This is a genomic window from Halorubrum rubrum (genome assembly GCF_024494685.1).
Taxonomy (GTDB): domain Archaea; phylum Halobacteriota; class Halobacteria; order Halobacteriales; family Haloferacaceae; genus Halorubrum; species Halorubrum rubrum.
The window spans coordinates 51,647-66,691 of record NZ_JANHDM010000004.1; the positions used below are offsets into that span (position 1 = coordinate 51,647).

The following is a 15,045-nucleotide window of genomic DNA, read 5'->3' on the forward strand; positions in this document are numbered from 1 at the left end:
ATGCCGAAGTCGAACATGCCCCGCGATGCGGACGCCCCCTCCGACCGAGCTACGCGGATGCTACTCGTCCCGTTCTGGAACCGCTCAGAACGCCGCTTCCGTGCGCTTTGGCGGATTCTCGGTGCGTTCGTGCTCGTCGCAACCGGCTCACAGGTGCTTCCACGTCTGCTGTTCGCAAACAGCGATCTCCCGCCATCGGCACTGGGGTTCGCTCGGAACCTATTCGCGGTTGGTACCGTGCTTTCCGTGGCCGCGATCTGGGCTCGGTACGTCGATCGCCGCCGACTCACCGAGTACGGCTTGGACGTCGGACCGGAATGGGTACGGGACGCGGGTGTCGGTGTCGTCGTCGCGTTCCTCGCGTGGGGACTGGCGCTCGCGGTACATCTCACCGCGGGGTGGGCACACGTTTCGGCCGTGCTGTCGCCGGGCACCGCCGAGAACGCGCTCCCCTTCGGCCTGGCTCTGATCGCGTTCGTCGGTCAGTTCCTGTTCGTCGGCGTCTGGGAGGAGCTGCTCTTTCGAGGACTCATACTGAGAAACGCCGCGGAGGGATTCCGTACACGACGGGTCTCCGACCGCGGCGCAGTACTGGCTGGACTCGTTGCGTCCTCGCTGCTCTTCGGCGTCGTTCACGTCGATCAGGCGACCTCGTTGCCGGCGCTCGGGTTCTGGGTGTTGATGGGAACGGTTCTTGGTAGTGCGTACGTCATGACCGACTCGCTGGCGATTCCAGTCGGTCTTCATTTCGCGACGAACCTCGCGTTCAACAACGTCTACGGGTTGAGCAACGTCCGGCCGGAGACCGCGGCGATCGCTTCCACGGTGCTCCGTCCGGAATTCACCGGTCCGACACGACTCGTCGGCGTCTCAGGGCTCATCAACGTCGGGGCGGTCGTACTCATCGCCGCCCTCACGACCGGATATCTGACGATTCAGTACGACCGTCTCGGAGTGAGAGTATCGTCCGTCTACGCTCCCGATCGGGATTCGACCCGCGGTGGCGATCTCGATCAGGGAGCACACGCGCGTCGATAGGTCCCAGTCGTCCTGGCGTGGTCCACCACCAAGCAGAACGGACTCGACGCCGAGTGCCGCGATACCGGACCGACGGGCGACCCCGCTAACTCCGAGCTGGAATTGCGGATACGATCCGACGTGTCGCCGTCGTCCATCGGCTCGCCTTCCGCGATCGTCGTCGGCGAACGTGAACGGGAGTCAACGGTCGATCGACCGCTGAACGTAGCTGACGGTACAGCCGACGTCCACGAGGGCCGCCCCGGCGACGGCAACTAAAACCGCAGGCGTGTCCCCAGCGGTGAGAACCGAGACGGCGATCAGTGCCGTTACACGGAAACTGGCGCATTCGCGCCTCAAGAACAGGTCACGTCGTAACCCACAATATCCCAACTCAGCGGCGCAGTGCCGTGGGAATCCTCGCGCTTCAGCGCGGGGAGGATGTCAACGAGACGACGGGTACCGGGAACGACACCGTGTCATCGAGCATTCCGTGCCGGCGTGAACATCCGACCATCGTGATGCTCAGGGCGGTCACAGCGATGCTCGAACCGATAACGGTAGACGTCAGATCGAGCGTCATCGTCGCACGGTTCCTGTTTCTCGAGCGTATCCGATCGGTCACTCGGAGTCGTCGTGAAACCGAACGACGAGTCGTTCGGTGGCGAGCGCGTAGACCGTCATCTCTCGACCCTTCTCGGAGTACCACGTTTCAATCGGTCTGACGAGTTCCGCTTCACAAAGTCGGTTGAGGTGGTATGAGACGTTCTGTACCGATTGGTCGACCGACTCGGCGATCTCGGAGGCCGTCTTCGGTTCCGATGTGAGCGTCCCCAAGATCTCCTGTGCTGACCTGGAGGACAGCATTTGGAGTACGTCGGTCGTCTCGTTTCGGTCGATGACGATGTTCGTTCGCTCACGAGGAGTGTGGGTGACTGGCGGTTGATGTGGGAAGGCGCTTGCCATAGATTTGATAAGCTGGAACCAGGTTGTTCAGTTTATTCGGCTTACTCCGAACAAACAAATCAAATCGTTTAATGCTTACGAAATACGTACTCGACGTATGACTCGACGGACTGCCCATCACGTAGTGGGGACGACAGACACCTATGAGTGAGGACGAGCGCGCCGTCGCGCGTGAGCGCGTAATCGAGTCGATGGAGCAGTCGGCGGAAGTCTACGGTCTCAGCCGGAGTGCAGGCCGTATCTATGGCGTGTTGTACTTCTTCGAAGAGCCGCTCTCGATCCCGGAACTCGTCGATGAGACCGGGTACGCGAAATCGACGATCAGCAACGTCACCCGAACGCTAACTCGGGTCGGGCTCATCCGTCGTCGGTCGTCGAAGGGCGGCGGACGACGCGTGCAGTATACGGCCGAGCGGGAGGTTTGGTTCATCCTCCAGGACGTGTTCCAACAGTACGTCCAACGGGAGATCCAAACGACGCTCCGTACGATTCAACGCGCGCAAGCACAGCTACCGGACGACAGCGAACCCGAGGCCGAACGGATCGAAGAGCTTCGAGACACCTACGAAGACCTCCAGGAGATACTCTCGCTCGTGTCGGAGTTCACCGCCGCGGAACTCCGAGACGCGCTCGAATCCTACGATCGCTAGTCACCAGTACACGGTGTACGTACAGACATCGTCCCCGTCACGACGACACGTCTCACCGGTCTCTTCGATGAAGACGAACGCGTCGACGGACGCGTACCGTTTGGCAACGCCACGGACGAGTCCCCGGTCGAACGGACAGGGGTACGGATCGTAACACGTGAGTTCGCCGGCCCGATCCTCCGTCTGCTCGAACTCGTAGTAGCCGATGTCGCCACCGCGGTGGTTCCGTTGGTAGGCCGTATCGATCGACTGGAGTCCGTCGGGAACGGTATCGAAGTCGTTCGGCCATGTAGCGACGGTCGGGAGTTGCTCGCCGAGCCGATCGAGGACGTGCGGCTGTAACTCCTCAGCGATCGTCTCGAAGGCGTTCAACCAGGTCTGTTGCGGATACCACACGCCGGGCTCGGGATCGGTGATCCCTTCGGCAGCAAGTGCGTAGAGTGCCCGCTCCCGATAGGCGTCAGAGAAGCGTCCCATTGCCTTCTCGACGATCGTCAGGACCGTTCGACCGTTCACCTCTACGCCCTGGTCAAACGCTTCGTAGGTGGCCATTATGTGCGCCACTCGTCGAATCAGCAAAGTAACTTCGATGTCGGTACCCCGCGAGTGAATCCGTGGGCTCTCTCCGCCGTGAAGCGGTTCGGTGGTCGGTCCTCGACGGGGTCGTTCACCGGAGTTGGAGATCGTCGGATTCCGCGTTTCCGGGCGTTCCTCCGGTCCTCTTCGCTCGAAACCGTGGTGTGTTCGTGTCGTTCGAACACGGGAGGTCGCCGTACACGTCGTGGACGGATCCGGCGTCCCCGCGAAGCCGTCAGGTTAGCGGTCGGACCGCACGCGGGCGGTGCGGCTCGGGAGCGGTCCGAACCGGTACGTTTGTCTGCGGGCGTTCGGTAGGGAGGCGTAATGCGAATCCTCCGGGTCGCGCCGTGGATCTATCCCGACACGAAGGGCGGCGGGGACTACCACGTCCACGCGATGTCGAGAGACCAGGCCGCGATGGGTCACGACGTGACCGTGCTCACGACGCGGGCGGACGAGTCGCTGCCGCGGGTCGAGACACAGATAGATCAGCGAGACGGTGGTTTGGAAGCATGACGGACGCATCCGAATCGATCCTCGTCGTAACACAGTACTTCCCGCCGGAAACGGGGGCGTCCCAGACGAGATGGGACGAACTGTCGAAGCGGTGGTCGGAGGAGGCGTCCGTGACGGTTCTGACGAGCGCACCGGATTATCCGGAGGGAGATATCTACGACGGCTACGAGAACCAGTGGTTACGACACGAGAAACGAGACGACATCGACGTCTACTACACGAAGACCATCACATCGTCAAGTGGAAATCTACTTCGTCGAAGTCTGAAGTTCGTCTGGTTCATGCTGATATCGATGCTCGTCGGGATTCGATACACCTCTCCGTCGGTCGTGATCGCGACGTCGCCGCAACCGCTCACGGGCGTCTCTGCGTGGGTCATCGCGCGTGTCAAACGAGCGACGTTCGTGTTCGAGGTTCGCGATCTATGGCCTGAATCTATCCTGGCCGTCAGCGACTTCGACAACAAGCTCGTGATCTGGTCTCTAGAACGTACTGTGGAGTTCCTCTACCGGCATTCAGATCATCTCGTCGTCGTGTCGAAGGCGTTCATCGACCCTATTATGCACTGTGACGTCGATCGATCGAAGATCTCGTTCCATCCGAACGGGATCGACTTGGCGTTTTACGATGTCGAGGAAAACGAAACGTCCGTGTTGGAGGATCTCGATGAAGAGTTCACGATCTCGTACGTCGGCACGATCGGTCGAGCTCATGGCCTCTCGATCGTGTTGGACGCCGCTCCAAACCTTGACGACGTTCAGTTCGTGATCGTCGGAGACGGAGCGGAGCGGGAGTCGCTCGAAACTCAAGCAGCCGACCTCGACAACGTGACCTTTACTGGGCGTCGTCCGAAGGAAGAGGTCCCATACATCCTTCAGAAGTCGGATGTCGCTCTCGTCCATCTGAAGCCTCGCGAGATCTTCGAGACCGTGATCCCGTCGAAGCTTCTGGAGTCCATGGCAGCCGAACTTCCGGTTATTCTCGGCGTTCGAGGGGAGGCGAAGCGAATTCTCACGGATGCCGATGCCGGAATCGCTATCGAACCCGACGACAGCGACGAACTGGTCTCCGCGGCCGAACGGCTTCGTGATAATCCCGACGAGCGACGGGACTTCGGAGCGTCGGGACGGAAGTACGTCAACGCACATTTCGACTGGGATTCCATCGCTGAGGAGTATTTCGCGACTATCACCGAACGTAGTGGTTGAGCCAAAACGACGAATACGAGCTTTTAAATCCGCTCTCCGGGTTCATCGATACAACGAATCCACAAGATGTCCTCTACGCTCAGTTTCGTCCTGGGAACGAGACCGGAGATCATCAAACTCTCTCCGGTCATCCGTGCCTGTGAACGACGGGACGTGCCGTTCTCGATCGTTCATACGGGGCAACACTACTCCGAGGAACTCGACTCGGTATTCTTCGAGCAACTCGATCTTCCGACTCCCGACTGCAACCTAGCGATCGGATCCAGTACTCATGGGGAGCAAACGGGGAAAATGGTCGCCGAGATCGAATCCGTGCTCGAATCCGAACGCCCCGACGTAGTGCTCGTTCAGGGAGACACAAATTCGGTGCTGGCGGGATCGATCGCGGCGACGAAGATGGACGGGATAGAGGTGGGACACGTCGAAGCCGGCCTCCGGAGTTTCGATCGGGAGATGCCCGAAGAGGTCAACCGCCGGCTGGCGGATCACGCTTCCGACTATCTGTTCGCGCCGACTGAGACGTCGCAGAGCCAGTTGCTCTCGGAGGGCTTGTCCGACGAGTGGATCACGGTCACCGGAAACACGATCGTCGACGCCGTCCAACAGAACGTCGAGATCGCTCACGAGCGAAGCCAGGTCCTCTCGGAGCTGGATCTCGACGGACCGTTCGCGCTGTTGACGGCCCACCGTGCCGAGAACGTCGACGACCGTGATCGGTTCGCGGAACTGCTTGACAGCGTCGCGAACGCGGCCGACGAACACAATCTCCCCGTCGTGTACCCGATCCATCCCCGTGCGAAGAAACGACTCTCCGAGTTCGGGATCGACGTTCCGGAAGCGATCGACGTCGTCGATCCACAGGACTTTCTCGATTTCCTCGTGTTGGAGGACGAGGCGACGATCGTCTTCACAGACTCTGGGGGAGTCCAGGAGGAGACGTGTATCCTCCGAACTCCCTGTGTCACCTTGCGAGACAACACGGAGCGTCCCGAGACGGTCGACGTCGGCGCGAACCGGATCGTCGGAGTTGAGTCGGGGGACGTCCTCACCGGAGTCAACGAAATGCTCACGATGGAACCGGACTGGGAGAATCCCTTCGGGGATGGGAGAGCCGCTGAACGAATCCTCGGTACGCTTGGATACGAATGACAGATACTGAACCACGGATCTGCGTACACGGGCTCGGATACGTCGGACTCCCGACGGCCGCGGTCCTCGCGAACTCTGGTTACGAGGTGTACGGGTTCGATGCCGACCCGGACCACCGTTCCGACCTCATGAAAGGCTCCTTCGACATCGAGGAACCGGACCTCGACCGGTTCGTGAGGCGAGCACTCAAAGACGGACTGCGGATCGTCTCTCAACCGCAGGAGGCGGAGTTTCACGTCATCTGCGTTCCGACTCCGTACGACAAGGACCTTGACCGGACGGACCTCTCCTACGTCGAGGCAGCAGGCGAGGCGGTCGCGGCGGAACTCCGTGAGGGAGATGTAGTGATCCTCTCGTCGACGGTCCCCCCAGGAACGACCGCCGGTCGATTGCGGGACGTAGTCGAGAGGTCGGGACTCTCCGCGAGCGAGGACTTCGTTCTTGGCTACAGTCCGGAGACGGTGTTGCCGGGGAACACTCTCACGGAGCTCCGGGAGAACGACCGGATCGTCGGTACGGTCGGGGGTCAGCCGACCGACCGGCTCGTCGCGCTGTACGACTCGTTCGTCTCCGGCGACATCAGGACGGCCGATGCCACCACGGCGGAGTTCGTGAAGCTGATCCAGAACGCCTACCGCGACACGAACATCGCGTTCGCCAACGAGATCGCGAAACTCGCACACGAGTTCGGGATCGACTCTCGGGAGGCGATCGCGATGGCCAACGAACACCCGCGGGTAGAGATCCTGCGTCCGGGTCCGGGCGTCGGCGGTCACTGTATTCCGATCGATCCGTTATTCCTGAACCACAACAACGACATCCCGATGCTGATCGAGACGGCTCGCCGGGTCAACGACGGGATGCCGGAGTTCGTAGCCGAGTTGCTCTCGGCGGCGCTCGGTGACCTGGAGGGCATGAGAGTTGCGTTACTTGGTGTTGCCTACAAGGGTGGAGTGTCCGACGTTCGAGAGACCCCGTCGTTCGTGATCGCCGAGGGATTGTTAGAAAGAGGTGTCGACGAACTTCGATTGACAGATCCGTACGTGAACAGCGACGACATCGGGTACGAACTTTCGTCGCTTGAGGAGAGCCTCGATGAGGTCGATGCCGCCGTACTGGTGACGGATCACCCCGAATACGGCGCTCTTTCTCCACAGACGTTCGCTGACCGGATGTCGGGTGACGTGATCGTGGACACGCGAGCTATGTTGGATATGGATCGGTGGGAGGCTGCCGGATTCGATGTGTACCAGGTGTGATTAGCGCTATTCAAACCCGATAATGAATAACGATCAACAAAGCGTCCTCTATATTACGATCGACTCAATACGAGCAGATCGAGTCGGATTCGTCGGAGACCACCGAGATACGACTCCGTTTATGAACGAATTAGCGGATAACGGAACCACTTTCGAACACGCAATAGCTAACGGGATCCCGACGTATTATTCGTTCAAATCCCTTCTCGGCGGGATCCATTCCCTTAGTCACGAGGAAGGAATCGGTCTTCCAGATTCTGCGGTATCGATCGCGGAAGTCTTCCGACAACAAGGGTACTCGACGGCCGGATTCAATGCAAAGAACCCGTGGTTGACGGAAGCTTATCAATACGATCGTGGATTCGACGTGTTTCGGGATTTTACTTCGACAGATGACGCGCGGCTTAATCCCGGCCGGCTCACTCAGAAACTCAAACGCTTCGCCAAACGAAGCGTTTCGTTTAGTGACGTTCTCACCGACCGACTTGGCCAACTCGGGCGAATGACGAACGCGCTCCTCGATTCACAACCCCTCACGCCGGCTGAGCCACTCACTGAGGCCGCAAGCCAATGGTTGGAGACAAGATCTAGTAATGATCCGTTCTTCCTCTGGGTACACTACATGGATCCGCATTATCCCTGGATACCTCCAGCCGAATTTCTGCCCGCCGATGCCGAATTCACCCGTCTTGAGATCGGTAGACTCTGGCATACAGTCGCCCACGAATACAAAAAAGAGAATGCTTCGATAGATGACGAAACCGTCGCCCAAATCAGTCAACTGTACGATGCGGAGATACGTCGCACGGATGCCGCGATACGTCGGCTCGTTTCGACGCTGAAAGAACAAGACGCGTTTGAGAATACGTTGATCGCCATCGCAGGTGATCACGGAACCGAGCTCCATGATCACGGTGGATTCAGCCACGGTCCTGATACTCTTTATCAGGAGGTCATCCACGTTCCCCTGCTGTTTCACGGCCCGGATGTCGGGCAAGCAACACGTGGAGTTGCGGCACTCGTAGATGTCCCGCAGACGATCGTCAACTCTGTGAGTGAAATACAGGCCTCTCCAGATAGTTTTGAAGGAATGGATCTGTTCGAAACGAAGCGGCAAGGCGTTTCGACGGAAGTCGTGTACGATTACGATCCCGCTCTCGGTGAGAATACAGATAACGACGTGTTACAGGCACGAACTGAGCCTCCCTGGAAATTGGTTCGTAACCAACACACTGGCTCGATCGAACTGTACGATATCGAAGCGGATCCCGAAGAACAGCAGCTAATTCAGGGGGAAGACGAGAAACGCTCCATGCTCCAGTCCGAACTCGATAGTCACCGAGAGTTCATTCTCCGACGGAATCGAACGATCGCGGAAAAAAGACGGATCAGAGAACGAATCGCGGAACTCAGACAGGAAGGAAAGATCTGATATGGGTGATCGAAAGGACCGCTACGATCTGCTTGTACGGACAGCAGCCAGAAAGAGTCCGAGACAGCTTCCTAGATAAATAGACTACACACTCATTCGGAGATCTCCGTTCAGAGAGACGGAAAAGATGTTTCTTTCGTCTCCGAAGAAGACTTGAAATTGTATTTAAAACTGGACGGTGTTGAGATAAGGTCGAAGGATGAGGCGGTCAAAAGATCGGGTGGTTCATGCCCAGTTTCGACCGCCTCAGCGGGGATAGCGGTTGTATCGAGTTAGATTTTCTGGAGCGAGAGGCGACACCCGAATCCGCGATGAAGCTTGGTATCCGACTCCATTTGGCTGGCCTATCACTTTCGGATACTGTCTCACTTCTTGAGAATTTGGGTGTCGCTCGTCATCGAACCACCGTTCATCGGTGGGTACAGAAAGCCGATCTACAGCCGACAGACGGTGCCAACCCGAATCACGTTGCGGTCGATGAAACAGTGATTCAGCTCAATTCAGACCGATATTGGCTGTACGCTGCCGTCGATCCCGACACCAACCACCTGCTCCACGTTCGACTGTATCCAACGAGAACTAACGCTATTTCCTCGATGTTTCTTTCAGAACTCCGTGAGAAAAATCAGGTTGACGACGCGGTCTTTCTCGTCGACGGTGCGCCATGGTTACACGCGGCCTGTCATCGTCACGGGCTCCGATTCCAACACATCACACATGGGAATCGGAATGCCGTAGAACGTATCTTTCAAAAAAGAAAACGGCGAAAAAAAAACCAATTCTCAAATATGTTTAGCCATGTCGAGCCGAGTACCGCCGAAAATTGGCTACAAGCGTTCGACTTCGCATGGAATCAGCTTATCTAAACACTACCAGATATCGAAACCGGTTCCTATTTCCCGAAGTTCGGCGTAGAAATCGATCATGATACCGAGATCGAAGTCGAATTCGAGAGTTCCTCTCGGATGGTCGCTCATATCGACGGGCAGACGAGGTCTCTTCCACACATAGAGATATGAGACCGATCACACTCACCAAGAATATCTACCGAGACCTTCGAGGAAAGCAAACGACGCCCCGATCGGACGAGGAGCATCTCTCGGCGGCGATCGACTGGCTATATCGGAGCCAGGACGTAACCGAATGTGGCGGTTCCGCAGCATACTACAGCTTACTCACCGGGTGGTCCGGGCCCTATCCCGAGACTTCGGGCTACATCGTTCCCACGTTGTATGATTATGCTGAGTACGCCGACGCACGGGAAGCGCGTACTAGAGCCGAACGAATGGCTTCTTGGCTTCTCGAAGTACAGCTCGAAAACGGTGCGTTTCCGGGTGGTGTAGACCCAGGTCCGAACGCCGATCCAAGCGTTTTCAATACGGGTCAAATCCTCTTCGGTCTCGTTCGGGCATACGAGGAAACCGACGAAGAGCGATACAGATCCGCAGCTATAGAGGCAGCGGATTGGTTGGTGTCTGTTCAACACCAAAATGGATACTGGGACCGTTACGATTATCGGGACGAGAGCCACTCGTACTGTTCTCGTGTCGCGTGGGCACTATTAGAGGTTGGCCGGATATCTGACCGTACATACGAGCCAGCGGCTAGAAACCATCTGAACTGGGTCGTATCCAGACAGACGGAGAACGGATGGTTTAGAAACGCAGGATTCTCCGAAGGGGAAACACCGTATCTCCACACCCTCGCCTACACGATTCGTGGGTTGCTTGAGAGCGGATTCGTTCTTGATGATTCGACATATATCTCCTCAGCTCGGCTCGCTGCCGATCAGCTCCGTGAGATCAGGCTCAAAGACGGCCCTCTCAAAGGAAAATACGATTCGGACTGGAATTCTAAGGCTTTCTATTGTTTACCTGGGAGTATACAAACGGCTCTCGTTTGGCTCCGTATTCATTCGAACATAGCTGAAAATGAGGAATACATAGATAGAGCTAGGGATGAAATACAGAACATCAAAACGTATCAACGAATTAATTGTATGTCGATCGATGGAGGTATTAAGGGATCACATCCTGTTTGGGACGAATATATGCGCTTCCGTTATCCGAACTGGGCGGCAAAATTCTTTATCGACGCACTTTTGTTAATTTCTGAGAATGAATAGTTAGAGTGAATAACAAATGACGGAGATCTCGTTGGAAATACCACAAGAGCATATCGAGTACTGTGAGCAAGTCGTTGAAACGACAGAATTCGAAACGGTTGAGGAATATTTATCTTACGTTATTGAAGAAATAGCGATCGGTGTAGACTGTCATGAGGGCTCTCCTCATAGTATGCCGGATAACGTGTCTGATCAACTGGAGTCTCTCGGATATCTATAATTGTATTATTTAGTTCGTTCAATACGGAGAGATTCTCGATAGAATTCTTCATATTTTGATATCTGTTCATTCCAACTGAACGAACGAGCATGGTCTTGGATTTTTTGGTGCTGCCATTCCTGTGTATATGAGTTGACGATCACATTACTGATCTGTTCAATATCATCTGGTGGAACTCGATATCCTACGTGTTTGTTTGGTATTACTGGTTCTGGTACTTCTGTGGTTCCGATCACCGGAATTCCGTGTTGCATAGCCTCAAGGAATACGAGGCCGAACGACTCGCTTCGTGTTGGAACTACGAGGAGATCTGCTTTCGAATACCATTTATCAACATCATCGACACGCCCAGGGACAGATACAATATCTTTCACCTGCTGGTCTTTTATATACTTTTCAATCTTTTCAGTATCATCTGAACCAATAATTACTAATTTTAGATCAGATACTTTTTTGTAACTTAGTATTGTAGCGTCAATCGTTCTATACACTCCTTTTCGTTCGGTGAACTCTCCAACGTAGAGGAGTGTGTGTTCTTCTGTTTTTTGCTCATTGTCCTGGATATTTTTATCTATATTATTGATCGAATTATATATGACTTGTGAGTGACCATCAAACGAACCTACGTGTTCTTCAACTTCACATCGAAGTTTATTGCTTACATATATCAGATGGTCACAGGCAGCATAACTTCGCTGGAGGATCGATCTATATTTTTCCGCTTTCTTTGGTTCTGAGTATGTAATTGAGTGGACACTGTGAGAGGTTGCTATTAGCGGAGTATTCTCATCAACGACGAGTGATGCCACGTAGTGGCGGAATCTCAGTTCATGAGCATGAACGACATCTGGATTCGTTTTGTGATATATACCGGTGAGAAAAATATAATAAACGATCATGTGTATTACTCTCACTACTCCGAGTGATCGGTACGTAGTTATGATCTCCACTATGTCTGGTAGTTCTATATTTTTCAAAGACAGACCTATGGGTAAATTTCTCACAGATCGGCCTATTACTTGAAACTCTCCGTGTATATATTGTTTTCCTAAGTAGTTGTCAGCAAAAACGATCACTGAATGATCACTATCCGTTAGATGGGTCGCTAATTGCCAAACGTGAGTAGCTACACCGCCGCTTTCTTTAAACGCTCCTTTTTCTTTTGGAATTGTTCCTAACTGGAGTATATTCATTGATTGTGTGTATATCCTTTTGGACTTTTACTCTTCAGTCACGAACTGATTGTTGGTTTCCAGTGACATTGAATCATTCCATTTTATGAGATCCTGTTCTAACCTCTGATCTTTGTATAGTTATATTGTGTATTGCGTATCCGATCCCGAGTGTAACGATAGTTGACCTCATTGACAAACCGAAAATAGAGAAAGTCTCAAACATTTGTGTTATTACTGCGATTACTACAAACCCAAATAAGAAGAAAGACCGCTCATCAGTAATGGCCCGGGCAGTTTGTGTGATCGCCAGTACATGGATACTTAAGTAGGCTCCTCCACCGATTAGGCCCGTTTCAATAAACATACGTAGGAACGAGTTGTGAGGACTATATCCTTCTAATCTATCAAGGAACGGTTCCATCATCAAGTCTGCTGTTCCAAATCCAGTACCTAGGATGGGATTTTGAGAGAACGCAGCGGCACCTGCGAGCCAGAGTGGCTTTCGATTACTCAGATCTTGTGATTGTAATATATATGGACCAGGAAGCAGATCAAACACGACTGCTAGAATCACGACTCCACAGACACCACCCACAAATGTAGTACCAAGTACACCACTCCGACCCCAAATCTGATACGATAACCATAAGATCACCAACGCGATAAGGACAAGCCATCCACCTATATAGTCTGTGAAAATTAGTCCCATTAGAGAAACGCCGAATAAGCCAATTGAAAGTTGAGTATCATAGAGGCGGTACTCTACAGCTGCACAAATTGTACCAATAAGTGAGAGAAATCCGAGTACATTTGGATTGCTGAAAATACTGGTTATCGCATTAAACTGGATACTGACTACTGAGGCCTGATAAGGCCATAATGATAGGTCAAAACCGAATATTGCTGTAGGACCAATGAGTGGTATAAAACCAATACACACAATCACTGTAGAAAGGCGTGCGAACATCGCGAAAAAATATCGCTCTGGAATTATTCTAGGAAGATATACAAGATTGGTGAATATAAGCCCAAAAAAGGCTATTGTTCGAGTGACTATTCCGAGCCTGGGAGTAGCTACCAAATGATAGAACGCAATAAGAAAGATCACCGTGAGTGTAGCCGCTACCCAGTTGGGGATCACCATAATAGTGTCTCTAGGAAGTGTGTAGCACAATACAAATGTATACAATAAGGCAGCAGCAATATATCCAATTAATTGAGGAAGTGTTGAATTTGGTAACAAGAGAGCAATAAAGAATATCGCGATCAGTATGAGAAATCCAGTATTTTCTCTCATATAATGTACTCCAGTATTCATTTGGTAAAGATTTATCAGAATCCACCTAAAATTGTCGATTTGCTCTATCTATACGTCAATCAATTATCAAAAGTTATTATATGCCGTGTTCCGAAACTACTAATTTGTCAGAATTTAACTACAATGTATGAATAGCCTATTTCATCGGGTGATACACAAATATAAAAATGAAGGAATTTTACAGGTTCTTCAGTCTACTTTAGGATTTGGATGGAGGCAGATATCATTACCTATATTTCTAATTCTATATTTAATATCGAAAATAATACCTAAAAAAGATACAATTCACGTTTTTGGATATGGTGATAAAAACTCATTTACAGACAATTCTAAATTTATGTTTCTATATATTCACAACTGTGTGGAGGGTATAACGCCAGTATGGATTACAAAAAATAATGATCTTGCTCAAGAATTACGAAGTAATGGATTCCATGGTTATACTTTTTGGTCGATTAGAGGCATCTATTATTCACTTCGATCGACTCTCGCATTTGTTACACATACTCGCCGAGATATTCCTTGGTGGTGGACTGGAGGCGCAACGATCGTTCGTTTAGGTCATGGTGTTCCTTTTAAAAAGTACCATTGGTCAAATGAGTCCGAATTAAAGGGAAGACCGATTAAAAAAGTATTGAACAAATTTATCTTCTGGAATTATGATTATTCTATAGCTACCTCTTCGGAATATGTACCAAAAGTTGTGGAAGCAACGAATCTTGATCCAGAACGCGTTTTTGTGACGGGGTTACCCCGAATGGATATGTTCTATCGGAACTATCCTGGTCTCGAGATTGGAGTCAATAAAAAACTCATCTCAAAAATAAATTCAATAAATGGTACTACTTTGTTTTATTTCCCTACTTGGAGGGAGTCTGGACAAAATATAAGAAGCATTGTGACAGATGATGTGTGCGATAAATTAAAACAACAAAACATTCATTTATTTATAATTCCCCATCGTAATACAACTTTTGAGAGTATTGATGGAGATAATGTATATCTTGTCCAAAAATCTATGGATTTCTATCCTATTTTGGAAGAGATAGATGTATTTATGACTGACTATTCTTCTCTATTTTATGATTCTCTATATAACAGTACTCCAATAATTTTCTACCCATATGATATTACTGAATATTTAGATGAGCGCGATCTGTTTTTTGAATATTCAAATGTTCCCGGCCATATCGCTGCCACGGAAGAAGAATTAATACAAATACTTTCGAACACTACTATTGCTACTCCTGATAACGAAAAATATTGGTTGAGATCTACATTTGAATATATTGATGGTAAGAACGCTCAACGGGTATTTTCTGAAATTTATGAGCGAGTCAATTATCAACAAAATGATTAGATCCTTCGTCAAAGATATTTTTAAATGATATAGCAAATAATATAACTTAAATAACCAATGTGTCTGTTACG

13 protein-coding genes and 1 pseudogene are annotated in these 15,045 nt (G+C 52.0%); 10 read left to right on the forward strand and 4 right to left on the reverse strand.

What is annotated here, in order from left to right; genetic code table 11:
• Positions 1 to 246: 246 nt before the first annotated feature.
• Positions 247 to 1,038, forward strand: a complete 792-nt coding sequence (locus NO889_RS05940) for a CPBP family intramembrane glutamic endopeptidase (protein WP_256411364.1) — start codon at positions 247 to 249, stop codon at positions 1,036 to 1,038.
• Between the two features lie 600 nt (positions 1,039 to 1,638).
• Here NO889_RS05940 and NO889_RS05945 read toward each other — a convergent pair.
• A complete protein-coding gene (locus NO889_RS05945) occupies positions 1,639 to 1,983 on the reverse strand; it encodes an ArsR/SmtB family transcription factor (protein ID WP_256411365.1) in 345 nt (114 codons plus the stop codon).
• Positions 1,984 to 2,126: 143 nt separating this feature from the next.
• Between NO889_RS05945 and NO889_RS05950 the strand changes: the two genes are divergently transcribed.
• A complete protein-coding gene (locus NO889_RS05950; protein WP_256411366.1) occupies positions 2,127 to 2,633 on the forward strand; it encodes a GbsR/MarR family transcriptional regulator in 507 nt (168 codons plus the stop codon).
• Here the strand turns inward: NO889_RS05950 and NO889_RS05955 are convergent, their stop codons facing one another.
• Positions 2,634 to 3,185, reverse strand: a complete 552-nt coding sequence (locus NO889_RS05955) for a hypothetical protein (RefSeq protein WP_256411367.1) — start codon at positions 3,183 to 3,185, stop codon at positions 2,634 to 2,636. It lies immediately after the preceding gene.
• A gap of 351 nt (positions 3,186 to 3,536) precedes the next feature.
• On the opposite strand from NO889_RS05955, the pseudogene NO889_RS05960 reads away from it, so the two are divergent.
• The 7 genes and pseudogenes from NO889_RS05960 to NO889_RS05990 form a co-directional block, all read left to right on the forward strand.
• Positions 3,537 to 3,713: pseudogene (locus NO889_RS05960) on the forward strand (glycosyltransferase family 1 protein); the annotation flags it as partial.
• Positions 3,714 to 3,724: 11 nt separating this feature from the next.
• Positions 3,725 to 4,936 carry a glycosyltransferase family 4 protein gene (locus NO889_RS05965; RefSeq protein ID WP_256411369.1) on the forward strand — a complete coding sequence of 404 codons (1,212 nt, stop codon included), beginning with the start codon at positions 3,725 to 3,727 and terminating at the stop codon, positions 4,934 to 4,936.
• 66 nt (positions 4,937 to 5,002) lie between these two features.
• Positions 5,003 to 6,085, forward strand: coding sequence for a non-hydrolyzing UDP-N-acetylglucosamine 2-epimerase (wecB, locus tag NO889_RS05970; protein ID WP_256411370.1), 1,083 nt, complete (start codon positions 5,003 to 5,005; stop codon positions 6,083 to 6,085).
• The gene (locus tag NO889_RS05975) at positions 6,082 to 7,344 is read left to right on the forward strand and encodes a nucleotide sugar dehydrogenase (protein ID WP_256411371.1); all 1,263 of its coding nucleotides are present in this window, start codon (positions 6,082 to 6,084) and stop codon (positions 7,342 to 7,344) included. The genes wecB and NO889_RS05975 overlap by 4 nt, the downstream gene beginning before the upstream one ends.
• 22 nt (positions 7,345 to 7,366) lie before the next feature.
• The gene (locus tag NO889_RS05980; RefSeq protein ID WP_256411372.1) at positions 7,367 to 8,776 is read left to right on the forward strand and encodes a sulfatase; all 1,410 of its coding nucleotides are present in this window, start codon (positions 7,367 to 7,369) and stop codon (positions 8,774 to 8,776) included.
• 227 nt (positions 8,777 to 9,003) lie between these two features.
• On the forward strand, positions 9,004 to 9,642 hold the full coding sequence (locus NO889_RS05985; RefSeq protein ID WP_256411373.1) for an IS6 family transposase: 639 nt from the start codon (positions 9,004 to 9,006) through the stop codon (positions 9,640 to 9,642).
• Between the two features lie 149 nt (positions 9,643 to 9,791).
• Positions 9,792 to 10,901 carry a prenyltransferase/squalene oxidase repeat-containing protein gene (locus tag NO889_RS05990; RefSeq protein ID WP_256411374.1) on the forward strand — a complete coding sequence of 370 codons (1,110 nt, stop codon included), beginning with the start codon at positions 9,792 to 9,794 and terminating at the stop codon, positions 10,899 to 10,901.
• Positions 10,902 to 11,126: 225 nt separating this feature from the next.
• On the opposite strand, the gene NO889_RS05995 is transcribed toward NO889_RS05990, so the two are convergent.
• Entirely contained in the window at positions 11,127 to 12,314 is a 1,188-nt protein-coding gene (locus NO889_RS05995) for a glycosyltransferase family 4 protein (RefSeq protein WP_256411375.1), read from the reverse strand.
• 73 nt (positions 12,315 to 12,387) lie between these two features.
• Positions 12,388 to 13,614, reverse strand: a complete 1,227-nt coding sequence (locus NO889_RS06000) for an O-antigen ligase family protein (protein WP_256411376.1) — start codon at positions 13,612 to 13,614, stop codon at positions 12,388 to 12,390.
• Between the two features lie 127 nt (positions 13,615 to 13,741).
• Here NO889_RS06000 and NO889_RS06005 point away from each other — a divergent pair, with 127 nt between their 5' ends.
• Positions 13,742 to 14,974, forward strand: coding sequence for a CDP-glycerol glycerophosphotransferase family protein (locus NO889_RS06005; RefSeq protein ID WP_256411377.1), 1,233 nt, complete (start codon positions 13,742 to 13,744; stop codon positions 14,972 to 14,974).
• The last annotated feature ends 71 nt before the right edge of the window (positions 14,975 to 15,045 follow it).

Bases quoted from the DNA above. Each gene is read 5' to 3' on its own strand.
- NO889_RS05995 (WP_256411375.1), bottom strand. From the start codon at position 12,314: ATGAATATACTCCAGTTAGGAACAATTCCAAAAGAAAAAGGAGCGTTT.
- NO889_RS05965 (WP_256411369.1), top strand. From the start codon at position 3,725: ATGACGGACGCATCCGAATCGATCCTCGTCGTAACACAGTACTTCCCG.
- NO889_RS05985 (WP_256411373.1), top strand. From the start codon at position 9,004: ATGCCCAGTTTCGACCGCCTCAGCGGGGATAGCGGTTGTATCGAGTTA.
- NO889_RS05945 (WP_256411365.1), bottom strand. From the start codon at position 1,983: ATGGCAAGCGCCTTCCCACATCAACCGCCAGTCACCCACACTCCTCGT.
- NO889_RS05955 (WP_256411367.1), bottom strand. From the start codon at position 3,185: ATGGCCACCTACGAAGCGTTTGACCAGGGCGTAGAGGTGAACGGTCGA.
- wecB (WP_256411370.1), top strand. From the start codon at position 5,003: ATGTCCTCTACGCTCAGTTTCGTCCTGGGAACGAGACCGGAGATCATC.
- NO889_RS05980 (WP_256411372.1), top strand. From the start codon at position 7,367: ATGAATAACGATCAACAAAGCGTCCTCTATATTACGATCGACTCAATA.
- NO889_RS05975 (WP_256411371.1), top strand. From the start codon at position 6,082: ATGACAGATACTGAACCACGGATCTGCGTACACGGGCTCGGATACGTC.
- NO889_RS05950 (WP_256411366.1), top strand. From the start codon at position 2,127: ATGAGTGAGGACGAGCGCGCCGTCGCGCGTGAGCGCGTAATCGAGTCG.
- NO889_RS06000 (WP_256411376.1), bottom strand. From the start codon at position 13,614: ATGAATACTGGAGTACATTATATGAGAGAAAATACTGGATTTCTCATA.
- NO889_RS06005 (WP_256411377.1), top strand. From the start codon at position 13,742: ATGAATAGCCTATTTCATCGGGTGATACACAAATATAAAAATGAAGGA.
- NO889_RS05990 (WP_256411374.1), top strand. From the start codon at position 9,792: ATGAGACCGATCACACTCACCAAGAATATCTACCGAGACCTTCGAGGA.